This is a genomic window from Mesorhizobium maamorense, assembly GCF_044998965.1.
Taxonomy (GTDB): Bacteria; Pseudomonadota; Alphaproteobacteria; order Rhizobiales; family Rhizobiaceae; genus Mesorhizobium.
Map to the genome: position 1 here is coordinate 3,793,095 of NZ_CP173356.1, position 24,169 is coordinate 3,817,263.

The window sequence follows — 24,169 nt, forward strand, 5'->3', positions numbered from 1 at the left end:
CACCTTTGCCGGAAAAGCTTATTGCAGAGGCGTGAGCGGCAAGCAATCATGCAATGCTGCACTGCAGCAATTTGATCTCGAGAGCGGAAGCGCAAGCTTCGCTTCCGCTCCATTCAGGAAGCCCTACGCAGCGCGCAGATGTAGAAACCGTCGGTGCCGCTCAGCGCCGGCGACAGGCAGATACCGCCCAGCGCGCCGAGCCGCATCGCCGTTTCATGGCCGGGAAACCGGCTGTCCCAGAGCCGGCGATGATCGACCGGGGCAAAACCGCCATTGCGCTGGCAAAACGAGGCGACTTGGTCGCCATTCTCCTCGTCGAACACCGAACAGGTGACGTAAACCAGCAGGCCGCCCGCCTTGACGAAGCTACTAGCGGTATCGAGGATCGCCATCTGCTCGCCCTTGCGGGCGTCGAGCTGCCTTCGCGTCAGCCGCCATTTGGCATCCGGGCGCCGCCGCCAGGTGCCGCTGCCGGTGCAAGGCGCGTCGACCAGGACGAGGTCCATATGGCCAGTGAGCGGCGACAATTCCGCCGGCTTGGTGACGATCTGCACGTTGCGGTTTTCCGAGCGGCGGATGCGATCGAAGATCGGAGCCAGCCGCGCCTTCTCGGCATCATGGGCGAAGACCTGACCCGTATTGCCCATCGCCGCCGATAGCGCCAGCGTCTTGCCGCCGGCGCCGGCGCAGAAATCGAGCACCTGCATTCCAGGCTCGGCACCTGCAAGAGCGGCGGCGATTTGCGATCCCTCGTCCTGGACTTCGAACCAGCCCTTCTGGAAAGCCGGCTCGGCCTGCACGTTGGGATGCCGGCCGTCGCCGTCGATCGGCGGAATGCGAATGCCGTGCGGGGCGATAGGGGCTGGCTTGGCGCCGGCTTCGGTAAGTTCCGCCAGCACTTTGGCCCGATCGGCCTGCAAAGTGTTGACGCGGATGTCGAGCGGCGGGCGGGTGGCGAGCGCCGCGCCCTCCTCGACCCAGGCCTCGCCAAAGGCGCGTTGCAGAAGCGGCTCGCACCAATCCGGTATGTCGGCGCGCACCGCGGGCGGCGCGTCGGCAACCCGCCGCTCGTCGGTTGCCTGGAGCTCCGTGGCTGTCAGCAGCGGCGGCGCGAATTTGTCGCCGTCGAGCGCTTCGTTGAGCGAGCGCGCGGTCTGGCCCCATTCGAGCAGCAGGGCGCCGAAGCCGATGGCGCGCGGCGTGTCATCGCCCAGCAGCCAGCCTGCCGAGCGCTTGCGGCGCAGCGCATCGTAGACGATGTTGCCGATCGCCGCACGATCGCCGCCGCCGGCGAAACGGTGCGACAGGCCCCAGTCCTTCAGCGCATCGGCCACCGGCCGGTGACGCCGGCCAATGTCTTCCAGCACTTCGATGGCCGCAGCCAGCCGTCCGCCTAGTCGCATTCTTCAGTCCACCAAATCGAGCGCATCATCTCGGTCTGCTCTTAGAGCCTTTCACGGTGAGATTGAACCCCGCCCCCTCTCGCGACGGCAGGCCGCCTGTTGGGATCGGCGAAAACCGCTCGAGCAGTAAATCTTCCGGCGCGGTCAACAGCAGATCGTCAATAGATGCAAGCTCTCTAATGTTCTTAACTGGCGGCTGCAAGCACGGTAGGGATGCGACAGCTCAGCTTTCCAAGTTTTTCGGTTGGGAATACTCTTGCCGCCATGATTCGCGGCGCGGAAAGCGTGGACCGGCGGATCGTCACGAGGAGAGGGCAATGAAGACTTATCTGGCGGAAGTTCTAGGCACATTCCTGTTGGTGTTCATCGGTACCGCGTCGGTGGTGACGGGCGGCTTCGGCGGCGCGCTGCCGCTGGGGCAGGAAGGCATCGGGCTGGCCTTCGGCATCGGCCTTATCGCGGCCGCCTACGCGATCGGCCCCATTTCGGGCGCGCATCTCAACCCGGCTGTGACACTCGGCGTGTTCCTTGCCGGCCGGCTGCCGGCCAAGGACGTCATACCCTACTGGATCGCACAGATCATCGGCGCCATCCTGGCATCGCTGGCGCTGTGGATCATCGTCTCCGGCCAGGCCGGGGGACACACTGGCGGCTTCGGCGCCAATGGCTGGGACGAGACGAAATGGGGCGTCTCTTCCGCGTTCCTGTGGGAGCTGATCGGCACCTTCACCTTCGTCACCGTGATCCTCGGCGTTACCGCGGAAAGGCATGCGACGGCCTTCGCCGGACTGGTCATCGGCCTGACGCTGGCGGGTATCCACTTCGCCATGATCCCGGTGACCGGCACATCGGTCAATCCGGCCCGTTCCATTGGCCCGGCGCTGTTCTCGGGCGGCGCCGCGATCAGCCAGCTCTGGCTGTTCATCGTCGCGCCGCTGATCGGCGGCGCCATTGCCGGCGTCGTCGCCAAGGCGCGCGTCTTCGAAAAGGACTGATTTCGAAAGCCTGGACAAGAAAAGGCGCGGGGCCGAGCCTCGCGCCTTTTTTATGGGGTGGAAAAATTCCGCCTGAATCAGGCGGTGATATCGAACCGGTCGGCGTTCATCACCTTGGTCCACGCCGCAACGAAATCCCTGGCGAATTTCTGCCCGGCATCCGCGGACCCGTACACCTCAGACAGCGCACGCAATTGCGCATGCGAGCCGAAGATCAGGTCGGCGCGGGTACCGGTCCACCTGACCGCCTTGGTCTTGCGGTCGCGCGCTTCGTAGATCTCATCCAACCCGGCGGCCGGATCCCAGACCGTGTTCATGCTGAGCAGGTTGACGAAGAAGTCGTTCGTCAGCGTGCCCGGCCTGTCGGTGAACACGCCGTGCCTGGACTTGCCGGTATTGGCGCCGAGCACCCGCAGGCCGCCGACCAGCACCGTCATCTCCGGCGCGGTCAGCGTCAGCAACTGTGCCCGGTCGACCAGCATCGCTTCGACCGACATCGGCTGCGGCCCCCGGACATAGTTGCGGAAGCCATCGACTTTCGGCTCGAGTGCGGCAAAGGAGGCGACATCAGTCTGTTCCTGCGAGGCATCCATGCGGCCCGGCGTGAACGGCACCTTCACCTCGTTGCCGCCATCCTTTGCCGCCTTCTCGACCGCGGCGACGCCGCCGAGCACGATCAGATCGGCCAGCGAGATCTTTTTCCCGCCGGTCTGTGCCGCGTTGAAAGCCTTCTGGATGGATTCGAGCGTGGCAAGCACCTTGCCCAATTCAGCAGGCTGGTTGACGTCCCAGTCCTTCTGCGGCGCCAGCCGGATGCGGGCGCCATTGGCGCCGCCGCGCTTGTCGGAACCCCTGAACGTCGAGGCCGAAGCCCAGGCGGTCGAGACCAGTTCGGAAACTGACAGGCCCGAGGCCAGGATCTTGGCCTTCAGCGATGCGATATCCTGTTCGCTGACCAGTTCATGGTCGACGGCCGGGATCGGATCCTGCCAGATCAGCTCCTCCTTCGGCACGAGCGGGCCAAGGTAGCGAACGACTGGGCCCATATCGCGATGGGTGAGCTTGAACCAGGCGCGGGCAAAGGCATCGGCGAACTGATCCGGATTCTGGTGGAACCGCCGCGAGATCTTCTCGTAAGCCGGGTCGACCCGCAGCGCGAGATCGGTGGTCAGCATGGCCGGCGCGCGGCGCTTCGAGGGATCATGCGCGTCCGGCACCGTGCCGGCACCTGCGCCGCCCTTAGGCGTCCACTGATGGGCGCCGGCCGGGCTTTTCGTCAATTCCCATTCGTAGTTGAACAGGTTGTCGAAGAAGTTGTTGCTCCATTTGGTCGGCGTCGTGGTCCAGGTGACCTCGAGCCCCGAAGTGATGGCATCGCCAGCAATGCCCGACGCGTGCTTGCTCGACCAGCCGAGGCCCTGCGCCTCGATGCCGGCCCCTTCCGGCTCGGCGCCAACCAGCGAGGCATCGCCGGCGCCGTGGGTTTTGCCGAAAGTGTGGCCGCCGGCGATCAGCGCCACCGTCTCCTCATCGTTCATCGCCATGCGGCCGAAGGTTTCCCTGATGTCGCGTGCCGAGGCAAGCGGATCAGGCTTGCCGTTCGGGCCTTCCGGATTGACGTAGATCAGGCCCATCTGCACGGCGCCGAGATGGCCGCGAAGCTCGCGGTCGCCGGAGTAGCGCTCGTCGTCGAGCCATTTGGTTTCCGATCCCCAATCGACGTCCTGCTCGGGTTCCCAGACGTCGGCGCGGCCGCCGGCGAAGCCGAAGGTCTTGAAGCCCATCGATTCCAGGGCGACATTGCCGGTGAGGATCAGCAGGTCGGCCCAGGAAATCTTGCGGCCATATTTCTGCTTGACCGGCCACAGCAGGCGGCGCGCCTTGTCGAGATTGGCGTTGTCAGGCCAGCTGTTGAGCGGTGCGAAACGCTGCTGGCCGGCGCCGGCGCCGCCGCGGCCGTCACCGATGCGGTAGGTGCCGGCGCTGTGCCAGGCCATGCGGATGAACAGCGGCCCGTAATGGCCGAAGTCGGCCGGCCACCAATCCTGCGAATCCGTCATGACATGGTGCAGGTCCTTGATCACCGCGTCGAGATCGAGGCTCGCGAACTCCTTGGCATAGTCGAAGTCCTCGCCCATCGGGTCGGAGAGGTTCGACTGCTGGTGGAGAACGCCGAGGTCCAGCTGGTTGGGCCACCAGTCACGGTTGGTCCTGGCACCGGGTCCATGCGCGACAGGGCATTTGCCCGCGCTGTTGTCGTCGGTTTTCGCGTCCATCTTGCACTCCAATTTTGCCGAGGGTTCCGGGCAGCCAGCGCCGCCATCCTGGAATGATTCCAGACTAGGCCAGCCTGCCGATAAAAACAAATTGCCTTTCCTGTTCCTTTCAATAGGATTTTCTTATGATAGGCCTAACCGTCCGCCAGATGCATTATTTCGACGCACTTGCGCAGACGCTGCATTTCGGGCGTGCGGCGAAACTTGCAGGCGTGAGCCAGCCGGCGCTGTCCTCGCAGATCGCGGAAATGGAGCAGCGGCTGAACTGCCGGCTGTTCGAACGCGGCGGCAAATCGGTGCGCATGACCGACGAGGCGGCAGCCCTTTTGCCGCGCATCGAACGCATCCTTTCCGACATACGCGAGGTCGAGACCATCGCCCGGCGTGGCCGCCCTGCCATGGGAGGGCGCTTCCGGCTGGGCATCATTCCGACCGTCGCGCCCTATCTTTTGCCGCGTGCGCTGCCCGAGCTGAAAATGCATTTCCCGGACTTGATGCTCGAACTGCGCGAGGCGGTGACCGCCTCGCTCGTCGAGGACATCGCGTCGCAAAAGCTCGATGCCTTCATCGCCGCGCTTCCGCTCGACCATCCCGGCCTGGTGACCGAGGCTTTGTTCCCCGACCGGTTCTTCCTGGCCGTGCCGTCAGGCGATCCGGCTTTCGCCTCGCCGCCGGTGCCGCCCGAAAGCCCGGCGCTGGAAAGGCTGATGCTGCTAGAGGAGGGTCATTGCCTGCGCGAACAGGCGCTGGCTGTCTGCGGCAATGTGCGGCCGGTGGCGATGGCAAGCTACGGCGCCACCAGCCTGACCACGCTCTTGCAGATGGTGGCGCACGGGCTCGGCGTGACGCTGATCCCGGAAATGGCCACGGGACCTGCCGGCACTATCCCCGATCTCAAGATCGTGCCGTTCCAGGAACCCATGCCGCAGCGCACGATCTGCTTCGCCTGGCGGCGCAACAGCACCTTGCGCAATGAGTGCATGGAGCTGGCGAAGATCATTCGAGGGTTGGGAGCGGCGGTGCAGGCGGCGTGAAGGACGAGGAGCCCAAGCTTACTATCGGCCCAGGCAAACCTCGAATGTGCGCTTGTTGAACGGCTTGAGTGGATAGCTCGTCTTCATAAAAGCAAGTGGGTCAAGTGCCACGGAACGTGTTGGGCAGAATTACGGACCAGGCTCATCGTTGGGTCCACAATGGCATACAGGAAGAATGCGACACGCCTGCGAACCGGCCTGTTGCGCAAGCCGGCGGGCGTTGCGACTTCAGGCGGCGGTGCTGGCGCGGCTTGGCTCAAGAATAGACTTGACCTTGTCGGCGACCGCGCGGCCGAGATCGGCGTTGTTGCCAGCGGTGAAATGGATGCCGTCGACACCGTCTGTCGTGACGAAATCGCCGGCATTCAGGAAGTCGATCTTCATGAAATCCGCCATCGCCTTGTACTGCCTGGCCAGCTCCCTGGACTTTTCGTGGCCGCCGCCGAACATACCCTCGAACCAGGGATCCGGCATCGGGGTCAGCGGCGGCGGCGCGATGACCAGCGCTTTCGGAGCCGGATAGGGCGTGCCGATGCCGCCGGCGCTTGTCAGGATCTGCCCGACCAGTTTCGCCATTCCGTTGGCGATCTCGTAGGGTGTCCGGCGAAAATAGGACTTCGTGTCATTGGTGCCGAGCATGACGATGACCAGATCCAGCGGCAGATGGCTCGCGATGGCCGAGGGCAGATAATTGGCGCCATTGAGGCGCGGATCGTTGGGATCGTCGAGACAGGTCGTGCGCGCGCTCAACCCTTCTTCGATGATATGGTAGCCCGCTCCCAGCGCCGCCGCCATCACGCCCGTCCAGCGCTGGTCATAGGGGTAGCGGTAGGTCGGCGAACCTTCCTTGACCGGAACCCAGCCCCAGGTCAGCGAGTCGCCGTAGCACATGATGTTTTTTGGCGGTGACATCCATGTTTCTCCATCTGTTTGCAGTTGTCTGAACGTGCAGATTTATCGATCCAGGCGAACGCCGGTGCCGGCTTGCCTTTGGCTGTTTCGATTTATGGCGTTCGCACGCGCACTCCATAGAAGATCGCCGCGCCGAGGATGATGACGCCCTGGGCGATGAGCTTGCCGGGTTCGTCGATGCCGAGCACCGTCATCACGACGAACAAAAGCGCGAAGCACAGCGAGCCGAAGAAAGGTCCCCAGACGCCGCCGTCGCCGCGACCGAAGGCGACGCCGCCAAGGATCGTCGCCGCGACTGCCAGGATCGGCAGGTCGAGACCGACGCGCACGCTGCCGACGGCGATCGAACCGGTCTGTACCAGGGCCGCGATCGCCGCGATCAGGCCAGCGAGCGTATGCGCCAGGATGACCGTGCGCTGGACGGGCACGCCGGAAAAATGGGCAGCGTCGGCATTCTCGCCAACCGAGGCCACGTAGCGACCAAATACGGTCTGCGACAGAAGCAGCCACACCGCGGCGGTCAGCATGATCCAGAACAGCACCGGCGTCGGAACCGACAGGAACTTCGTGTTGTAGAGGTCGTTGAACAGTTTCGGCACATCGCCGGGTGGATTGCCGCTCGACAGGAACTGCACCAGTCCGACCAGGATGATGCTGACGGCCAGCGTGACTATGACGGCCGACACCCGCCGGATGCCGATCATGAAGCCGTTGAACAGGCCAATGACGAGGCCCGTGGCGAGCGCCAGTACGACGAAGAAGGGCAGCGACGCGCCCGGGAAACTGCCCGACGAGATGAAATAGTTGATCAGCAGGATGATGCCGCCGCCGGAGAGGTCGATCGACTTCACGCGCATGACGACGAGCTGCCCCAGCACGAGAATGCCGAGCGGAACGATCTGCCTGATGAAGATGCCCATGATGTTGAGGTTGAGCATGTTCGGCCGTGCGACCCACAGCGTGGCCAGAAGCACGAGGAAGACAAAGTAGGACGGCGGTATGCGAAGCAGACGCCGGGCGATCGGGTTTGCGAGAACGGCAGTCATCGCTCAGAGCCCCATCTTCTTGCGGGATTGCAGCCCGACCACGGCCAAGAGAATGCCGCCCTTGATCGCCGTCTGGACAAAGGGCGAGACGTTGGCGAGGTTCATGCCATTGGCCAGCAGTGCCATCACAAGCGCGCCGATCACCGTGCCGTGCAGGCTGCCGATTCCGCCTGAAAGCTGGGTGCCTCCAAGTGCGACGGCGGTGACCGTGTCGAGTTCGAAAAGCAACCCGACATTTGGATCACCCGACACGATGCGCCCGGCCAGGAAGACACCGGCAACGGCCGCGAAACAGGAGCAGACCACATAGGCGAGGATGATGTTTCGGCGATCGGAGACGCCGAAATTGCGGGCAGCGCTTTCGGCCCCCGACGCGATGCCGCCGCCGATCGCAAACAGATGCAGGCCGTATCGCGATCCGTAGAGCAGCTTCCAGGCCAACAGCATCACGACGATTCCCCAAAAGACCGGATAAGGAATACCGAGGAAACTGCCTGAGACGGCAGCAATGACGATCTCCGGAACGGTGCCGCCGGAGACGGGACGCAAGATGCGCGTGATGCCAAGGACAATGTACTGCGTCGATAGCGTGGCGATGATTGGATGGACGTTGAAACGGGTGATCGCCAGGCCGTTGATCAGCCCGATGAATGCGGCCAGCACGAAGACCGCCGGGATCAGCACGATCGCCGGCTGGTCGAGCGCCAGCACCGCCGTCGTGAAACTGATGACCGAGCCGACCGATAGATCGAGCCCGCCGACGAGCACGACGACGAGTTGTCCGACCGCCGCGATGACCAGCGGCATCGCCTGCGCAACCAGGTTGAAAAGGTTTTCGGCCGTTGCGAACTGCGTCGTCTGAACCGACAGCCACAGCGAAATGAGCAAGGCAACCAACAATGGAAGACCCCATTGGCCCTGCCGTGTGTTCCGGCCACTCACGATGTTGGACAGGCTACGATACATGGAAGGCCCCTAGTGCCGGCGCGCCGAGCCGCCCGTCAGGGCCGCGTCGAGGATCTTGTGCTCCGTCGCCTGTGCTGCCGGCATTTCGGCCACGATTGTGTCGTGGTGGACGACATAGATGCGGTCGCACAGCCCGATCAGCTCGATCGTCTCGCGCGACAGCACCAGCACCGCGCCACCCTTGCGGGTGAAGTCGCGCAGCAGATGGTAGATCTCGGACTTGGCGCCGATGTCGACGCCGCGGGTCGGCTCTTCCACCAGGAGAAGATCGAGATCCGCGGCGAGGTAGCGCCCGAGCAGCACTTTTTGCTGATTGCCGCCCGACAGCGAACCGACCGGAGCGGACGGCCCTGTCGCCTTTATGTTCATGACATCCATCATGCTGGCAACGACGCTTCGATAGGGCCGCGCCGGCGCAAGTTCGCGTCGCCTCGAATGCAATCCGATGGCGATGTTGTGGGCGATCGGCAAAGCGAGAAAGAGCCCCTCCTCCTTGCGGTCCTCGGGGACGAAACCGACCTTCAGCTGCTGCAAATGGCGAACGCCTGATGATGTCGAGAGCGGCATGTCGAGCGTTTTGCCGCTAATGGAAATCGTCCCGCCAAAAGGATGGTAGCGGCCGATCAAGGAGCGCAGGAAGCGCTGCTGGCCCTGTCCCTCAAGCCCGGCGAGGGCGACGATCTCGCCCTTGTGCAACGTCAGCGACAGAGGCTGCGATGTCTCGGTGATCCTGAGATTCTCGACGCGCAGGATTTCGCCGCCCCTGTCGCCCGTGCGATCTGGGAACAGGTCCTGGAGTTCGCGCCCGACCATCATGGCGATGAGTTCGTCTGTGGTGATCTCGGACACCGTTCTGGTGCCGACCAGTGCGCCGTCCTTCAGCACCGTCACAGTGTCGCACAGCTCGAAGATTTCCTCCATGCGATGCGAAATATAGACGATTGCCTTTCCCCTATCGCGCAGGCGGCGGATATTGCGGTTGAGCACATCGACATCGGCCGCGTTGAGCGCCGCTGTCGGCTCGTCGAGAATAAGCACGCCGGCGTCGGCCTGGATGCAATGCGCGATCTCGACGAATTGCCGCTCGGCAATGGTCAGGTTGGAAACGAGTTGCGAGGAGTTCTAGCGTGAGACCGAGTTCGCCGAGTGCCTTGGCGGTTCGGCTGTTCATCACGGAATAGTCGATCGAGCCGAACCGGTTCGTCGGCTCCCGGCCGAGAAACATGTTCTCGGCGATCGACAGATTAGACAGCAGCGAGTGTTCCTGGAAAACGGTCGAGATGCCGGCATCGAGCGCGGCGCGCGGTGACTTCAGATCGAGCTTTTCCCCATTCATGAAGATCTCGCCGGAATCGGGCTGATACACGCCCGCCAGGATCTTCATCAAGGTCGATTTTCCGGCACCGTTCTCGCCCATCAGGGCGTGAACGCTGCCGGCCTTCAGATCGAGGGAAACGGAGTGGAGCGCCTTGCTTCCCCCGAATGCCTTCGAAATGTGCGACATCTCGATAAGATTGGCCACTAAACCCTCGCTTCACCACTGGAAGGGCCCGCGGGGACGCTTGTCCACTCCCCGCCGGCCACGGCGTGTCACTTCTTGCCGTAATATTCCTTGAGCTTGTCTTCGGGGAGTTCGCTCGGCCACCAGACATTGGCCGTCAGGTCGTCGCGATAGTATTTCGCGGCCTTGTCCTTGTCCCAGCCATCAGGGTTGTAGACATAGCGCTTGTAGAGTTGCTTGCCCTCGAGCAGGGCTACAGCGGCGCGCACGCCGGCAGCACCCTGGGCCGGGCTGTATTCCGGAGAGATCGACTTGAATCCATCCGTGATCCACTGGCCGAAATAGCCATTGTTGCCCTCGCCCGAAATCGGCGGGATCGGCGTGCCGAACTGCTTGAAAACATCGACGCAGGCGCGCGTCATGTCGGCGCCGGACGACCAGATGCCGTCGACCTGCGGATTGTTCAGATAGAGCGTCTCGCACAGCTTCTTGGCCTTGTCATACTGCCAGTCGCCATGCTCCTCGGCGATGATCTGCACATGTGTGCCCTTGAGCGATTCCAGTAGCCCGTTGTAGCGGTTGGTGTCTTCCGGGTGGCCGGCAAGGCCGCGCAGGACCCAGATCTTGCCGTTGTCGCCAACGGTTTTCACCAGCCAGTCGCCCATCACCTTGCCGAAGTGCTCGGCTCCACCTTGGATTTCGGCGGTGTAGGCATCGGAATCGATGCGGCCGGTGTGAAGGATGACGGGGATGCCGGCGGCGACCGCCTTGGCGATGCTGGCGTTGGCGGACGTGCTGGTCACCGGCTGAACGATGATCGCGTCGACATGCTGGGCGATCAGATCCTCGATATCGGCTACCTGCTTCTTCTGGTCGAAGCCGGCATCGAGCAGGATGAACTTCGAGATGCGCTTGTCCTTCGCCGCGGCATTTTCCGCCTCATGCGCGACCTGCACGGTCCAGGTGTTGGCGTTGACGCCGAAGTCGCTCATTCCGATGACCCAGGGGGATCCTTCTTGAATGCGCCGGCCGCGGTCATGCGCGTGTCGTCGTGGCGCGGCGCGACGCCGTCCATCAGCTTGATATCTTCCGCGTGCGCCAGGGACGTTACGGCAAGCGCTGATACAACGAGCATCCCCAGCCCGACGGTTTTCAGCAATCCTAACATTGAACTCCTCCTTGTGGTTGCTCCAGCCGTACGGACGCGCACGGGCCGCGAGACGCTCTCCCGATGCATGCTTGTCGTCGCGAACCGACCTATGCACGCAATTCTCCCGCCCCCGAACACATGTGTGTCGAGGCCCAATTTCGGCTGGACAATGATGACGGTCGAGAACTCCTCCGGGCACTTTAGAAGCATAGTGGGTTTGACCTGTCAATAGTTAGTCATGTTGAATGACTATTCCGTTGCTTGCCTTTCGCCACTCCGCTATTCATCATGAAGAGCGCTCGTCCTGCACCGGCGCGCGGTCAGTCCCGGCGGGAAAATCATGCGATCAGTCTTGTGCTACGGCGACTCCAACACACACGGCCAGATCCCCGGCAAGGGGCCGCTCGAGCGCTATGGCCCGGCTGAGCGCTGGCCGGGGATACTGCGCGCTCAGCTAGGCCCCGACTGGTATGTCATCGAGGAAGGATTGAGCGGTCGAACCACCGTCCACGACGATCCGATCGAGGGGGCACACAAGAACGGTAGAACCTATCTCCGCCCCTGTCTGCAGAGCCATGCGACGCTCGACCTCGTCATCATCATGCTCGGCACCAATGACCTCAAGATCCGCTTCAACAAACCGCCGTCGGAAGTGGCTATGGGCATCGGCTGCCTTGTCTACGACATCAAGGAACTGGCGCCCGGTCCGGGCGGCACCACACCCGAAATCATGATCGTCGCACCGCCGCCGATGCAGGACGACGTCAAGGAGTGGAAGTCCATCTTCGCCGGCGCACCGGAGAAATCGCGGCTGCTGGCGCTCGAGTTCGAGGTGCTGGCGGATCCGCTCGAACTGCACTTTTTCGATGCCGGCTCGGTGGTGTCCTGCAGCGAAGCGGACGGATTTCACATCGATGCCGAAGCGCACAGACTGCTTGGCATCGCACTCGCCCGCGCGGTCGATGCGATCGGCTGGAGCCGCTCGACATGAGCAACCATACCGCCGCCCGGCAATGCGCTCTTACCGATGGGGCGACCCTTGCCTGACATGAGGTTTGCACCACCCAATCCCTTGCGCATCGCCGATCGTGCGAGCGGGCTGAACGCGTTGAGCGTGCGCAGCTACAACGAGCGTCTGGTGCTGTCGCTGCTGCTTCAGAACGAGGGCATATCGCGGATGGAAATCGGCGAGAAGACCGGTCTGTCGGCGCAGACGGCCTCGGTCATCGTCCGCTCCCTCGAACAGGAAGGGCTGGTCTCGCAGGGCGAGGCGCAGCGCGGCCGTGTCGGGCCCCCCACCATCCCGCTTTCACTCAACCCGGAAGGCGCCTACGCGGTCGGCGTCGGCTTCAGCCGGCGCAGGATCGACATCGCGCTCATCGACTTCATCGGCACCGTGCGCTTCCACACGCAGTTGCCCGCGGATGAAGCCAATCCGTTTCCGCAAAGCAGCGATTTGCTTGCGACGATCAGGCAAGCCATGACGAGCCTGCCGGTCGAGGCGCGCAGCCGGGTCGCGGGTATCGGGCTGGCCGTTCCCGATGAGGTCGACGCCATGGCTGCAACCGGCAACGGATCGAGCACGTCCCTGAAGGCTTTGCAAAGCGAGATCGAAGAGCAGCTCAAGCTGCCGGTCTTCGTCCAGAACGACATCACCGCGGCGGCCGGCGGTGAGAGCATGTTCGGCGTCGCAAAGCCGCTGAACGACTATTTGTTCTTCTATCTCGGAGCTAGGCTGCAGAGCAGGCTCATCCTCAACCACCAGATCTATAAGGGAAACTCCAGTGCCAGCTTCGATCATGGCCTCATGCGCCTGGAAAGCGAACTGGCCATGCGCGGACGCTCGTCCGAAATCATCTGGAGCAGCAGCCCTGAGTGGCCTGATCTTGGAGAGGCCTACACCGAATGGCTGGGGGAATGCTCAAACCGCCTGAAAGCATCGATCTCGGCGCTGACCCAGTTTGTCGAGTTCAGGACGGTCCTCCTGTCCAGCTATGCGCCGCAGAAAATCGCCAAGGCCTTGTGCGCCCATATCGGCCGGGAATTTGCCGCTGTCCAAGCGTTGCCAGCGCGGGTGACCATCAGCCCGAAAGCCGTCGGCGCAGCCAGCCTGCCGTTCAGCTCGCGGTTTATGATTCAATGATCGGAACGCTGATAACAGAAGGGTTGCAAAGCCCCATCTGAGACGTGGATGCACCCGGTTTGAATGTCGGCTAACTCCGGTGCGAGAAGCTGTCCCTCACGCCATCCTCGCGCATCAGGAACGGGATGCCGACGACCGTCATCGGCAATTCCGCGCGGAAGCGGATGTGCGTGGGACCTCGTAATGCACGATCTGGCCTGGGGTGATGGCCCGTCACCCTGTCGGAGCACCGCGACGCCGGCGTAGTGGCTTCCCAATTGCCAGAAGGGCAGCGGGAACCGCCCGCGCTCCTCTTCAACGATGCGGAAGCCCGCCTCTCGGATCAAGTGCAGCGGTTGGCGGTTGAGATGACAGCCGCCGGCGATCTGTCCCCACGGCTTGTTCAGCCGCTCCTGCCATCTGCGGCCGCGCGGCCCTCGGCCTGGCCGTGCTCGATGAAGATCAGCCGGCCCATAGGTTTCAATATGCGGCGGATCTCGGTCAGCGCCGCGTCAGGGTCGGGAATGGTGCAGAAGGCATAGGTGACGACGACCGTATCGGCGAGGCCATCGATCAAGGGCAGCCTTTCGCCGCTGGCCCGGATGCAGTCGACGTCGAACGGCAGGGAACGGATCTTCGGTTCGGCCAGGCCAAGCATTGTGCCGTCGGGATCGATGCCGACCAGCCGCTCCACCCTGGCGGCGTCGTAATAGGGAAGGTTCAGGCCGGACCCGAAGCCGACTTCGACGACAATGCCCTGCGCCCGCGGGATCAGGCGCCTTCGCATGCGCGCGAACACGTTTGCCGAACAGCCGGCGTGGACGAGGTAGGGAGCAATGCAGCGTGCGTACCAGGAGAGACAGGATTGGCACATGTCTCAGCCTCCTTTCCCTGCGTTCTTGACGCCGATGGGAACGCCACCCCCGGCAATGGCCTCGGACGTGCAATGCTGGCTGAGAGTATTGACCGGTGACATTTCTCGCTCCAAGGAGTCTCCTGATCGGGCCCGATCGGCCCGACGTCGTGGGATGGATAGAAGGCCGGCGTCCCCTGAACGTCCCCGCTCGGCCGCGTACGGGTCGATGGAGCGATTGGAGTTCCGACTTCTGGGTTTTCCGGAGTTCTGTCTGAACGGGCGGCGGGTGGAGCTCGCCTTGCGCAAGGCGGCCGCGCTCCTCATCTATCTCGCCGAGGCCGGCGCGCCCGTCGCGCGCGAGGTCGCCGCCACGCTTCTGTGGCCCGAAACCGACGAAGAAGCCGCACGAGCACGCCTTCGGCGCACACTGAATAAAATTCGCATCGCGTTCGACACGGAGGTCATCGCCGCCACGGGGGCATCCCTCAGACTGCACCCGGCGCTTGCCGTCGAGCTCGACTCCAAGGTTTTCGAGCATGCCTGCAATGTCGGCCCTCTCGATGAGGCGTCCGACATCTATAAGGGCGACTATCTCGGCGGCTTCTCCCTTCGGGATTGTCCGGAATTCGACGAGTGGGTCTTTTTCAGGCGCGAGGCCTTGCGTAGCCGACTGGTGCAGACGCTGGAGCGTACCATCGAAGCGAAGATCGCCGGCGGCGAACCACGCAGCGCGGTCGTGCATGCGACGCGCCTGGCGGCACTCGACCCCTTGAGCGAAAGTGCGCACCGTCACCTGATCCGCGCCCACCTGGCGGCCGGGGACAGGGCGGCAGCCGAGCGCCAGGCCGAAAGCTGTGTCCGGCTGTTACGAGACGAACTCGGCGTAGCGCCGGACCCGGCCACGCTTGCCCTGGTGCGGGAGCCAACTCAAGATGTCACTTTGGACGTGCCCAGGACGCGCTACGTCGAAGTGGACGGCATCCATCTCGCCTATCAGATCGTCGGCAGCGGACCGACGGACATCGTGCTTGTTCCCGGCTTCATTTCGCATGTCGAGCGTATCTGGGAAGACAGACGCTGCCGCGCCTGGATATCAGCGGTTTCGCGCTTGGGCCGCCTGATCCTGTTCGACCGGCGCGGCATGGGACTTTCCGACCGTGTCGGTGTCCGTGCCACAGTCGAAACGACAGCGCAGGATATTCTGGCAGTCATGAACGCGGCCGGCAGCAGCCGGGCCTTGCTCATCGGCGCCTCGGAAGGCGGGCCGGGTTGTGTCCGTTTCGCCATCGATCATCCGGATCGGCTCATCGGCCTTGTCCTGTGGGGCTCGCTCGCGAAAGGCAGCCGCGCCTCCGACTATCCCTTCGCTTTGACCGCCGCGCAATACGATCTGTGGAAGCAGCGGCTGATCGCCGGCTGGGGCGGCCCGGCGGAAATCGAGACGTTCGCCCCGGGCCTCACCGGAGACCGCCAGGCGGAGACCTGGTGGGCGGGATTGCTCAGGGCAGCCTCCAGCCCCGGCGCGGTCGCGGGCCTGCTCGAAGCCCTGCGTGATACCGATGTCCGTTCCCTGCTCGCAAAGGTCTCCGTCCCGACGGTTGTCCTGCACCGGTCCGGCGACCGCGCCGTGCGCGTCGAGGCGGGGCGGCTCCTGGCCGCCGGGATCCCGGGCGCGCGGTTCATCGAGGTCGCCGGTGACGACCACTGGTTTTGGGTCGGCGACCAACAGCCGCTGCTCGACAGCATCAGCGCGCTTGCACGAAGCAGCTGATGCGCGATTGCGGCGTCAGCCGCCGTCAGTTCCGCGTGTGGAAATGGCTGTGGGACTGACCGCGAATGGCGAGGCCGGCGCGGATGCCATTTTGGCCATGCTCCGGGACGACGCCGGGCGGCGTCGAGCACGACGTCCGGTGGAAGGCCGGTTTTCGGCCTATTTCGGTGCAGCGGCAGCGGTTCCGCCCGGCGGGATGATCCGCATCATGGATGTCGACACCGTGTCGCGAGGCTTGAACGGGCCCGGGACCTTGTTGCTTACCGGCTTCACGCTTTGCAGGAACGCCGCGATGGCCATGGCATCGTCCGCTGTGAGATGCGCAAAAGCAGGCCAGGGCATAATCGGCGCCAGGGTGCGGCCGTCCGGCCGCTGGCCCGTCTGGATCGCAGCGACGATCTGCTCCGGGGTCCAGCTGCCGATGCCGGTCTCCTTGTCGGGTGTGATGTTTCGACCGGGAAAGACACCGACGCCAGGTATCTCAAAGCCCACATCCGAGCCGCCAAGAAAACGCGACATATCGGGTTTGCCGAAGAAGTAGCCGGACGTGTGGCAGTCGTTGCAGCCGGCGATCGTGACCAGGTACTCGCCACGCGCGACCTGCGCGTCGTCGGCCATGGCGGCGTATGATGGAAGGGCGACGACCGAGGCCGTGAGCAATGCGAGACGAACTGACGCTGGAAACATGGTTTTCTCCCTTGGTTTGTTCTTGGCTTCTCCTACGACCTTTGTCGTGCTCCCGTCGGGGGCTGCCGTTACGCAGCTCGCCCAGCCGATTGCGGCGCACCTGATCCGCTCTATGTTGCGCCTTACGGTTTGCGGCCGATCACGACGCCGTTCGCGGCGGGAGCATCGAACCAGACCGTCTCGACGTGCCTGAATCCGGCTTCCTCGAGCCACGCCGAATACTCGGCCGGGGTGTAGTTTCGTCCTTCCGTCTCGATCAGCATGTTGAGGCTCATCAGCGCGGCCGGCGCCGGGCCGGTCTTTTCATCATTGACGAGAAGCTCGCTGATGACGACCGCGCCGCCGCTTGGCAAAGCCTCGAAGGACCGGCGCAGCAGGGCGCGGTTCTTCGCCTCGTCCCAATCGTGCATGATCATCGACAGGAGATGTACATCGTGATCCCCGGGAAGCTGTTCGAAGAAATTGCCGCCCGCGGTCTCGATGCGGTCGGTCAAGCCGGCCTCGGCGATCTTTCCCGCGGCGATCGCGGCGACATGCGGCAAGTCGAACACGGTCGCACGCAGCGCCCCATATTGTTTGCAAAGCTCGACGTCGTACGCGCCCGATCCGCCGCCGATGTCCAGGAGGAGGCGGAAATGACTGAGATCCACGGCTTCGCCGAGCTTGCGCGCGGTCATCGTGGAAAGCGAATGCATCGCCTCCCAGAAAAGCGCCAGCATCGTAGGATCCTCGCCCTCGAACATCGAGGATTGCACTGCCGGATCCCATGTGGTTGGCCGGTTCGTGCGCAGCGCCTCTGCAAGCCTTCCCCAGCCCGCGTAGAGTCGCTTGTCGGCCATCTGCACGAAGCCACCGAAGTAATACGGCTTACCCTTCACGAGATAGGTTTCGCTTAAGGGCGTGTTGCGATAGCGGCCGCCCGTTTTCTCCAGGAGCCCAAGTGCAGCGCAGCCGGTCAACAGCATCTCGGCCGGTCGTTGATGCAGGCCGAGCGCTTCCGCCAAACCGGCAACCGTGATGGCGGCGCCGCTCGCAAGGCGGCTGAAGAGGTCCAACTCGTGCGCGGCGGCCAGAGTCTTGAAGGCCCAGAAACCGGTCGAAAGCGCCATCAGTGGGACAGCGGAAGGAAGCTCTTGCGTGGTGACGATTGGTCGGTCGGCCGCGCGCAGCCCTGTCTCGCCCGGGATTGAACCGGGCTGGTGGGCAAGCGTTGTCGTGCGCGTAGCAGAGCGCTGATGGTTGGGCATGGCACTCTCCCCAAATGTTGACGGTTGGTTCGCAGCTTCGAGCCGCGCGGTGGTCTCGACGGCGCGGGTTTCGAAAATGCAGCCGATCGAATGGTCCACCAGCACGCGGCGGCCGCCTTGTGCTCGCAAGGCCGCGCCGATGGCGCGCAATAGGGTCAGCCGTGGCGACCGGCGTAGGATCGGCCCCGTGGTCCGGCAGATCGAGGGCATGGGCCCGAATGTCCCTCAACAGCTCGGGGGACAAATCCGCGATTGCCCGACGTCTTGAGACGGATAATTGCCAAGTCTTGAGGGCCGCGACTGTGGTTTTCAGCACAGACCAAGGTAGTCGCACGCTCGACGGGTGATGGATTCGAGTCTCCGCTCGAGGCATTTCAGCCTCCCATAGCCAGCCATCCGCTTCTTCCCTTGCCGCCGAAGCAATGGTAAGGAGGCTAGAGGACCGATAGAAGTGCCAATTCATGGATTCTTGGCCAGTCCAATTCAATTTGGCATGACGACACTTGCAAGGCGCTGCCGCTAAGCCGGCAGGACGCAGGAGGACTGGTGGCAGGCTGAATTCCAGTGCCTGCGTCAGACCAATTCCAGTTGCTGAACAATGACGGCCTTTCACATAAGCCTGGTCGGGCGCAAGAATCTCAGCGGCGAGATTTATCGTCAGATACGGCGCGCCGTTCTGGATCGACGGCTGCGGCCCGGCGACCCTCTGCCGCCTGGCCGCGAACTGGCGCGGACGCTTGCCGTGTCGCGTGCCACCGTGACCGTGGTTTATGAACGGCTCGCCGCGGAAGGGTTCGTGACATCCCGGCAGGGGTCTGGGACGTTCATCAGCGAATTGGTCGTGCCGGCCGGGCGAGAAAAGACCGGACGCCGATCTACCGGCGTGCTCCAGCCACGCCAGATCTGGGAGGCGATAGCCCCACCACCCGCATTCGAGCCGGTTCGGTTCGACTTTCACGCCGGGTTTTGCGATGCTTCGCTGTTTCCGCACGGGGCGTGGCGGCGGTCGGTGGTTTGGGCGCTGCGTTCGGGCGAAGCGACCGCCGGCACTTACGAGCATCCCGCCGGACATCACGATCTCAGCGTCGCAATCGCCAGGCACATAGGCATCTCCCGAGGGATCGGGGCGGCTTCGGACGACATCATTGTCACAAACGGTACGCAGCAGGCACTGGATGTCCTGGCACGCGTCCTGCTGGCACCGGGGGATGCAATTGCCATTGAAGATCCGGGCTACGGCCCTCCTAGGCATTTGTTCAAGGCCTTGGGTATTCGCATCGTCGGTGTACCGGTGGATCGCCAGGGTCTGGTCGTTGATGCGCTACCGCGCGGAATCCGAGCCGTGTATGTCACGCCTTCTCATCAATTTCCGCTGTCGGTAACGATGACGCTGCCGCGCCGGCAGGCGCTGCTGGCCTGGGCCGAGCGAAATAACGCGGCCATCATCGAAGACGACTACGACAGCGAGTTCCGTTTCGGGGGCCGTCCCCTCGAGCCGTTGCAGACGCTCGACGCAAAAGGCCGGGTCATCTACGTCGGCTCCTTCTCGAAGACAATGCTGCCGACGCTTCGGCTGGGCTTCATATTGACGCCGCCATCGCTGCGAGCGGCCGTGCACAAAGCGAAATTCGTCAGCGACTGGCATTCATCGACCCCGGCGCAAGCAGCGCTCGCGCGTTTCATCGATGAGGGCGCTTTTGCGCGTCACATCCGTCGGGTGAACGCAATCTACCGGGAACGGCACCAGATCATCGCGGACGCCATCGCCAATGATTTTGCCGAGCATCTCGAGCTCATCCCATCGACAACGGGGCTCCATCTCACCGCTCTTGCCCGGAAAATGTCGGCGGACCAGATCGCCGAGATCGCGCGCCGCGCAGCCGATCGCAGCGTCGCCGTCCAGATCCTGTCACGGTTCGCCGTGAACGCCATACCGCGAGCCGGCATCATGCTGGGGTATGGCGCCATTCCGACGCCCCGCATCGAAGAAGGGTTGCATTTGCTGCGCGCCTGTTTCGACAGTGAACCGCCCTGACCTTCGATTTATCTACGCCACGCGTGGTTGAGCTGGCCTGGGTTTGACCACGGTGGCGAGTACGATGCCGGTGACGATGAAGGCCGCGCCGACCAGATCGTAATCGTGCAAGCCCTCGCCGAGCAGCAGATAGGCTAACACAGCGACGAACACCGTCTGCAGGTAGAGCAGCATGCTCGCTCGGCTCGCACCGAGCGTTTCCACGCTTTTGTTGTAGAGATAGTACATCAAGGCGCCGCCCGGACCGGCCAGATAGGCGAGCGCGAGAATGCTGTGGACGTCCATGGCGGAGCGTTCGTCGTTGAACAATTCCCACACATGGAACGGCAAGGCGACCAGCGCACCAGCGCCGAGCAGCAGCACGACCATCGGCAGGAGTTCGATGCCGAATTTGGCACGGCGCAAAAGCACGGTGTACAGGCCCCAGCAGAACGCGCTGCCGACGATCCACAGCTCGCCGGCGTTGAACTTGAGTTGCAGCAGCGCCGTCAGGTTGCCGTGGGCAACGATGAAAATCATCCCGGCGAGCGCAACCAGCGCGCCTAGCGACTTCCACAGCCCGAGCGGCTCGCCAAGCACGAAACGGGCGAGCACCATCGTCATGACAGGCGACAGCGCCATGATGATGCCGGCCGTGGTGGCGTCGGTGTCGTTGAGGCCATGGTAGATCATACCTTGGCACAGGGTGAGGCCGATCGCGCCCACGGCGACGACCTCCACGGCGCGCGTTCGCAACAGCCCGATCATCGCGTCGTGATGACGGTGCACGATCGGCAGCAGGATGGCGCAAGCAAGCGTCAGCCGCTAGAAGCAGAGGCTCCAGGGCGGCATCTCAGGCGCCACCCATTTGGCCGCGATATAGACGCCAGCCGAAAGCAGCCAGCACAGGACGGCGGCCGGATAGCCGGTCAAGGAGGGCCCGACCTCGGGTTGCGCGGCGTGATACGCTATCGGCATTGCCTGCATGTCATGCCCTCCCCTTCGATGATGTCGGCCCGATGGGACAATATAGCCGGCGCGGTTGGGTCGTGCATCCGTTTTGAAGGGCGAACGGAATCCGCACTCGACCGCGCGCCTGATACAGGCCCTGTTCCGATCGTGGGGCGCTCGGTGGCTCGCTCGCGATCCAGGCGCGAGCGTAGCCGGGTTGGAAATGTGAGCGACAGATAGAACCAGTGCACAATTGCGATAAGATGTTTCACCATTTCCGGTTTTCGAGGTCCAATGTCTGAAGTGGACTGGCTCAGCCATCTCTTGCAAATCATCACCGTTACCGGCCAGCTCGAGGTCCGCTGCGCCTACGGTGCGCCGTGGCGCATTGCCTGGAGCAAGGCTGCCGCAAACGAAATTCCCTACCATGTCATCGTCAGGGGCCGGGCCATTTTGGAGGATCCGGACACGAGAGCAGCAAGGGAGCTGGTGAGTGGAGATATTGTGCTGCTGCCTCACGGCGCGGCGCATGTATTGCACGACGGCAGCGGGCAAATACCAATCCCTACCCAGCAACGGCGGGGGGCTGCCGGATGGATGCTGAGCGAGAATGATGGCCAGGGCGAGCAACTGGATCTGCTGTGTGGGCGATTTTTTATCGCACCACCCCATGATCGGCTGGTCCGCAACTACCTGCCTGCGGATCTGGTGGCGCGGTCCATGGACGGCGATGAAGAAAACGGCATCGGCTCCGCCTCCAGCCAACTGGCCGGCCTGGTGACGCTGATGCGAATGGAGTCCGCCGGAGACAGAGCCGGAGGACGCGCCATTCTCAACGCGCTTTCTTCGGCCCTGTTCACACTGGTACTGCGCGCGGCGAGCCAATCCGGGAAAGCCCCCGAAGGCTTGTTGGCCCTGGCCGGCAATCCCCGGCTTGCTCCAGCCATTTCCGCGATGTTCGCCGATGCGGCACGGCCCTGGAAACTGCCCGATCTGGCCGATTTGTGCGGGATGTCGCGCGCTACGTTCATGCGCCAGTTCCAGGACAAGCTGGGTCGCTCCGCCCTCGATTTGTTGACCGATCTCCGCATGAGTCTGGCTGCCAACGAGTTGAAGAAGCCGGCGATCAGCACCGAGGCCGTGGCCGAGACCGTCGGGTATCAATCCGTTTCGGCGTTCCGGCGTGTCTTCGCCGAAAGGATGGGGATGACGCCGGGAGAGTGGCGGCGACTGGCGCACAAGGGCGAGTAAGACGCGCGGTCCGGAATCGAAAAGGCGCAATTTGATCCTTTCGCGCATCATATTGACCTAATTCAGACTCGAGATAATCACATCTCCCCGTAGATTAGGCTCCGCAATCACTTGATAAGGGAGCCATCCAATGAACTGCCTCGCCACCACCGGACCCGCAACCCGCGTAGCCGCCCGGATCTTCGCGCAAACCGGGAAGAGCGAAAACGCTTTCGCGACGAATGCCGTCATCGAAACGATCCTGAACCGCAGTGCCGCCAAGTACTACGATCCCACTGCCACCCTGAGCGACGACCAGATCCGCGATCTGGTGCGTATCGGCACGTCCGCGCCAACCTCCTTCCACCTGCAGAACTGGCGCTTCATCGCCGTACGCTCGGCGGAAGCCAAGGCACGGCTGCGCCCGATCGCCTGGAATCAGCCGGCGATCACCGATGCGGCCGTGACCTTCATCATCATCGGCAGGCTGGCCGATGCCAGCACCGTCCCCGCCCGCCTCGCGCCCGTGGTGGAAGCCGGCATCATGCCGGCGCACCTGGTGCCGGAGTGGGAAATCCCCGCTCGCGGTCTGTATGACGATCAGCCGCAGCGCCAGCGCGACGAGGCGGTACGCTCCGCGACCTTCGGCACCGCGGCGATCATCTACACGGCCCGGTCGCTGGGCATGGGTTCGACACCGATGATCGGTTTCGACGCCGAGGCGGTGCACCGCGAGTTCGGCCTGGCCGAAGACGAAGTGCCGGTCATGCTGCTGACCGTCGGGCCGGAGCGAGCCGGCAACTGGCCGCAGAAGCCGCGCATGCCGGTGGCCGATGTCCTGGACTTTGCATAATCCCCGGCAACTCCAGATCTTACGGAGACAAGAATGGCAAGAACTGCCGCTCTCGTGGAAGGCGCCGCGCCAATGGCTGATTGCGTGAGAGATCGAAAAGTCCTTCCACGCCCGTAAATTACCCCGAACCAACAAATGTCTGAGGAGATTCCCATGAAAGCGATCGTAGTGACGGACCAGGCTGCAGGAACGGCCGGGATGAAATTGGTGCAGCGGCCCGAGCCGCAGGCGGCGATAAACGATGTCGTCGTCGAAATTCATGCGTCGGGGTTCGTCCCGACCGAGCTGACGTGGCCCTCGACCTGGACCGATCGCGTCGATCGCGACCGGACGCCATCGATCCCCGGGCACGAACTGGCCGGAGTGGTCACCGCCCTGGGCTATGGCATGACCGGGCTCTCGGTAGGCCAGCGGGTGTTCGGCCTCGCCGATTGGTATCGCGACGGCACCCTGGCGGAGTATATCGCCATCGAGGCCCGCAACCTCGCGCCACTGCCGGGCGATGTCGACTTCACGGTGGGCGCTAGCCTGCCGATCTCGGGCCTGACCGCGTGGCAGGGACTGTTTCAGCACGGCCGCCTTCAGGCCGGGCAAAGCGTCCTTGCGCATGGTGCGGCCGGCGCCGTCGGGTCGATGGTGACGCAGCTCGCACGAGAGGCCGGCGCCTACGTCATTGGCACCGGACGCTCTGCCGACCGCCAGAAGGCGCTCGACTTCGGCTCGAATGAATTCGTCGACCTCGAGAACGACGCCCTGGAAGACGTGCGCGGCGTCGATTTGGTGTTCGATGTCATCGGCGGCGACATCCAGAAGCGGTCCGCGGGCCTGATCCGAGCCGGAGGCACGCTCGTGACCGTCGTCGGCCCGGCCGAGACGCGGCCCGTGGATGGCCTAGCGGTCGACTTCGTCGTCGAGTCCGATCGTGCCCAGCTGAGCGAAATCGTCCAGCGGGTGCGGGACGGACGGCTGCGGACAAACATCGGCAAAGTCGCTCCCCTCGACGAGGCGATCGCCGCCTTCAACTCGACCGAGCGACGCGCGGGGAAAACGGTGATCCGTGTTCGCCCGTGAGGACTTGGGGGAGAGAGGACGGTTCCTCTCTCCTCGATCTTTCGTCCAGACGGGCGGCCCCGGATAGGCTGCGAGCAGCGAGAT

19 protein-coding genes and 2 pseudogenes are annotated in these 24,169 nt (G+C 63.6%); 9 read left to right on the top strand and 12 right to left on the bottom strand.

Annotated elements, in window-relative coordinates; all coding sequences use genetic code 11:
- Window positions 1–113 precede the first annotated feature (113 nt).
- On the bottom strand, window positions 114–1,403 hold the full coding sequence (locus ACIU1A_RS19105; RefSeq protein WP_404925000.1) for an RsmB/NOP family class I SAM-dependent RNA methyltransferase: 1,290 nt from the start codon (window positions 1,401–1,403) through the stop codon (window positions 114–116).
- A 317-nt stretch (window positions 1,404–1,720) separates the two neighbouring features.
- Between ACIU1A_RS19105 and ACIU1A_RS19110 the strand changes: the two genes are divergently transcribed.
- Window positions 1,721–2,398 carry an MIP family channel protein gene (locus ACIU1A_RS19110; protein WP_140498338.1) on the top strand — a complete coding sequence of 226 codons (678 nt, stop codon included), beginning with the start codon at window positions 1,721–1,723 and terminating at the stop codon, window positions 2,396–2,398.
- Window positions 2,399–2,475: 77 nt separating this feature from the next.
- Here the strand turns inward: ACIU1A_RS19110 and katG are convergent, their stop codons facing one another.
- Window positions 2,476–4,674 carry a catalase/peroxidase HPI gene (katG, locus tag ACIU1A_RS19115; protein ID WP_404925001.1) on the bottom strand — a complete coding sequence of 733 codons (2,199 nt, stop codon included), beginning with the start codon at window positions 4,672–4,674 and terminating at the stop codon, window positions 2,476–2,478.
- 125 nt (window positions 4,675–4,799) lie between these two features.
- Between katG and ACIU1A_RS19120 the strand changes: the two genes are divergently transcribed.
- Window positions 4,800–5,708, top strand: coding sequence for a hydrogen peroxide-inducible genes activator (locus ACIU1A_RS19120; protein WP_140623942.1), 909 nt, complete (start codon window positions 4,800–4,802; stop codon window positions 5,706–5,708).
- 228 nt (window positions 5,709–5,936) lie between these two features.
- On the opposite strand, the gene ACIU1A_RS19125 is transcribed toward ACIU1A_RS19120, so the two are convergent.
- From ACIU1A_RS19125 to ACIU1A_RS19150, 6 genes and pseudogenes are all read right to left on the bottom strand, one after another.
- Window positions 5,937–6,620: an SGNH/GDSL hydrolase family protein gene (locus ACIU1A_RS19125; protein ID WP_140623944.1), complete on the bottom strand. Its 684-nt coding sequence runs from the start codon at window positions 6,618–6,620 to the stop codon at window positions 5,937–5,939.
- A 92-nt stretch (window positions 6,621–6,712) separates the two neighbouring features.
- The gene (locus tag ACIU1A_RS19130) at window positions 6,713–7,666 is read right to left on the bottom strand and encodes an ABC transporter permease (protein WP_404925002.1); all 954 of its coding nucleotides are present in this window, start codon (window positions 7,664–7,666) and stop codon (window positions 6,713–6,715) included.
- A 3-nt stretch (window positions 7,667–7,669) separates the two neighbouring features.
- A complete protein-coding gene (locus tag ACIU1A_RS19135; RefSeq protein ID WP_140656607.1) occupies window positions 7,670–8,632 on the bottom strand; it encodes an ABC transporter permease in 963 nt (320 codons plus the stop codon).
- 9 nt (window positions 8,633–8,641) lie between these two features.
- Window positions 8,642–10,154: pseudogene (locus ACIU1A_RS19140) on the bottom strand (sugar ABC transporter ATP-binding protein).
- 68 nt (window positions 10,155–10,222) lie between these two features.
- Complete coding sequence (locus ACIU1A_RS19145; protein WP_404925003.1) at window positions 10,223–11,125, bottom strand: substrate-binding domain-containing protein; 903 nt, start codon at window positions 11,123–11,125, stop codon at window positions 10,223–10,225.
- A complete protein-coding gene (locus ACIU1A_RS19150; protein WP_404925004.1) occupies window positions 11,122–11,292 on the bottom strand; it encodes a hypothetical protein in 171 nt (56 codons plus the stop codon). Before ACIU1A_RS19150 ends, ACIU1A_RS19145 begins: the two co-directional genes overlap by 4 nt.
- A 331-nt stretch (window positions 11,293–11,623) precedes the next feature.
- Here ACIU1A_RS19150 and ACIU1A_RS19155 point away from each other — a divergent pair, with 331 nt between their 5' ends.
- Window positions 11,624–12,274: an SGNH/GDSL hydrolase family protein gene (locus ACIU1A_RS19155; RefSeq protein ID WP_404925005.1), complete on the top strand. Its 651-nt coding sequence runs from the start codon at window positions 11,624–11,626 to the stop codon at window positions 12,272–12,274.
- An 81-nt stretch (window positions 12,275–12,355) separates the two neighbouring features.
- Window positions 12,356–13,426 (top strand): ROK family transcriptional regulator, encoded by a 1,071-nt coding sequence (locus ACIU1A_RS19160; protein WP_404925006.1) that lies wholly within the window; start codon window positions 12,356–12,358, stop codon window positions 13,424–13,426.
- Window positions 13,427–13,808: 382 nt separating this feature from the next.
- On the opposite strand, the gene ACIU1A_RS19165 is transcribed toward ACIU1A_RS19160, so the two are convergent.
- A complete protein-coding gene (locus tag ACIU1A_RS19165; RefSeq protein WP_404925007.1) occupies window positions 13,809–14,279 on the bottom strand; it encodes a class I SAM-dependent methyltransferase in 471 nt (156 codons plus the stop codon).
- Between the two features lie 208 nt (window positions 14,280–14,487).
- Between ACIU1A_RS19165 and ACIU1A_RS19170 the strand changes: the two genes are divergently transcribed.
- Window positions 14,488–16,032: an alpha/beta fold hydrolase gene (locus ACIU1A_RS19170; RefSeq protein ID WP_404925008.1), complete on the top strand. Its 1,545-nt coding sequence runs from the start codon at window positions 14,488–14,490 to the stop codon at window positions 16,030–16,032.
- Window positions 16,033–16,191: 159 nt separating this feature from the next.
- Here the strand turns inward: ACIU1A_RS19170 and ACIU1A_RS19175 are convergent, their stop codons facing one another.
- Together ACIU1A_RS19175 and ACIU1A_RS19180 are read right to left on the bottom strand one after the other, a co-directional pair.
- On the bottom strand, window positions 16,192–16,719 hold the full coding sequence (locus ACIU1A_RS19175) for a c-type cytochrome (protein WP_404925009.1): 528 nt from the start codon (window positions 16,717–16,719) through the stop codon (window positions 16,192–16,194).
- Window positions 16,720–16,841: 122 nt separating this feature from the next.
- Window positions 16,842–18,116, bottom strand: coding sequence for a methyltransferase (locus ACIU1A_RS19180; RefSeq protein ID WP_404925010.1), 1,275 nt, complete (start codon window positions 18,114–18,116; stop codon window positions 16,842–16,844).
- A 448-nt stretch (window positions 18,117–18,564) separates the two neighbouring features.
- Between ACIU1A_RS19180 and ACIU1A_RS19185 the strand changes: the two genes are divergently transcribed.
- Window positions 18,565–20,001, top strand: a complete 1,437-nt coding sequence (locus ACIU1A_RS19185) for a PLP-dependent aminotransferase family protein (protein ID WP_404925011.1) — start codon at window positions 18,565–18,567, stop codon at window positions 19,999–20,001.
- 12 nt (window positions 20,002–20,013) lie between these two features.
- On the opposite strand, the pseudogene ACIU1A_RS19190 reads toward ACIU1A_RS19185, so the two are convergent.
- A pseudogene (locus ACIU1A_RS19190) lies at window positions 20,014–20,967 on the bottom strand (DMT family transporter).
- Between the two features lie 258 nt (window positions 20,968–21,225).
- Here ACIU1A_RS19190 and ACIU1A_RS19195 point away from each other — a divergent pair.
- From ACIU1A_RS19195 to ACIU1A_RS19205, 3 genes are all read left to right on the top strand, one after another.
- The gene (locus ACIU1A_RS19195) at window positions 21,226–22,182 is read left to right on the top strand and encodes an AraC family transcriptional regulator (protein ID WP_404925012.1); all 957 of its coding nucleotides are present in this window, start codon (window positions 21,226–21,228) and stop codon (window positions 22,180–22,182) included.
- A 130-nt stretch (window positions 22,183–22,312) separates the two neighbouring features.
- Window positions 22,313–23,014: a nitroreductase family protein gene (locus ACIU1A_RS19200; RefSeq protein ID WP_404925013.1), complete on the top strand. Its 702-nt coding sequence runs from the start codon at window positions 22,313–22,315 to the stop codon at window positions 23,012–23,014.
- 153 nt (window positions 23,015–23,167) lie between these two features.
- Window positions 23,168–24,085, top strand: coding sequence for an NADP-dependent oxidoreductase (locus ACIU1A_RS19205; protein ID WP_404925014.1), 918 nt, complete (start codon window positions 23,168–23,170; stop codon window positions 24,083–24,085).
- Window positions 24,086–24,169 lie beyond the last annotated feature (84 nt).

Bases quoted from the DNA above. Each gene is read 5' to 3' on its own strand.
- ACIU1A_RS19105 (WP_404925000.1), bottom strand. From the start codon at position 1,403: ATGCGACTAGGCGGACGGCTGGCTGCGGCCATCGAAGTGCTGGAAGAC.
- ACIU1A_RS19110 (WP_140498338.1), top strand. From the start codon at position 1,721: ATGAAGACTTATCTGGCGGAAGTTCTAGGCACATTCCTGTTGGTGTTC.
- katG (WP_404925001.1), bottom strand. From the start codon at position 4,674: ATGGACGCGAAAACCGACGACAACAGCGCGGGCAAATGCCCTGTCGCG.
- ACIU1A_RS19120 (WP_140623942.1), top strand. From the start codon at position 4,800: ATGATAGGCCTAACCGTCCGCCAGATGCATTATTTCGACGCACTTGCG.
- ACIU1A_RS19125 (WP_140623944.1), bottom strand. From the start codon at position 6,620: ATGTCACCGCCAAAAAACATCATGTGCTACGGCGACTCGCTGACCTGG.
- ACIU1A_RS19130 (WP_404925002.1), bottom strand. From the start codon at position 7,666: ATGACTGCCGTTCTCGCAAACCCGATCGCCCGGCGTCTGCTTCGCATA.
- ACIU1A_RS19135 (WP_140656607.1), bottom strand. From the start codon at position 8,632: ATGTATCGTAGCCTGTCCAACATCGTGAGTGGCCGGAACACACGGCAG.
- ACIU1A_RS19145 (WP_404925003.1), bottom strand. From the start codon at position 11,125: ATGAGCGACTTCGGCGTCAACGCCAACACCTGGACCGTGCAGGTCGCG.
- ACIU1A_RS19155 (WP_404925005.1), top strand. From the start codon at position 11,624: ATGCGATCAGTCTTGTGCTACGGCGACTCCAACACACACGGCCAGATC.
- ACIU1A_RS19165 (WP_404925007.1), bottom strand. From the start codon at position 14,279: ATGTGCCAATCCTGTCTCTCCTGGTACGCACGCTGCATTGCTCCCTAC.
- ACIU1A_RS19170 (WP_404925008.1), top strand. From the start codon at position 14,488: ATGGAGCGATTGGAGTTCCGACTTCTGGGTTTTCCGGAGTTCTGTCTG.
- ACIU1A_RS19175 (WP_404925009.1), bottom strand. From the start codon at position 16,719: ATGTTTCCAGCGTCAGTTCGTCTCGCATTGCTCACGGCCTCGGTCGTC.
- ACIU1A_RS19185 (WP_404925011.1), top strand. From the start codon at position 18,565: ATGACGGCCTTTCACATAAGCCTGGTCGGGCGCAAGAATCTCAGCGGC.
- ACIU1A_RS19195 (WP_404925012.1), top strand. From the start codon at position 21,226: ATGTCTGAAGTGGACTGGCTCAGCCATCTCTTGCAAATCATCACCGTT.
- ACIU1A_RS19200 (WP_404925013.1), top strand. From the start codon at position 22,313: ATGAACTGCCTCGCCACCACCGGACCCGCAACCCGCGTAGCCGCCCGG.
- ACIU1A_RS19205 (WP_404925014.1), top strand. From the start codon at position 23,168: ATGAAAGCGATCGTAGTGACGGACCAGGCTGCAGGAACGGCCGGGATG.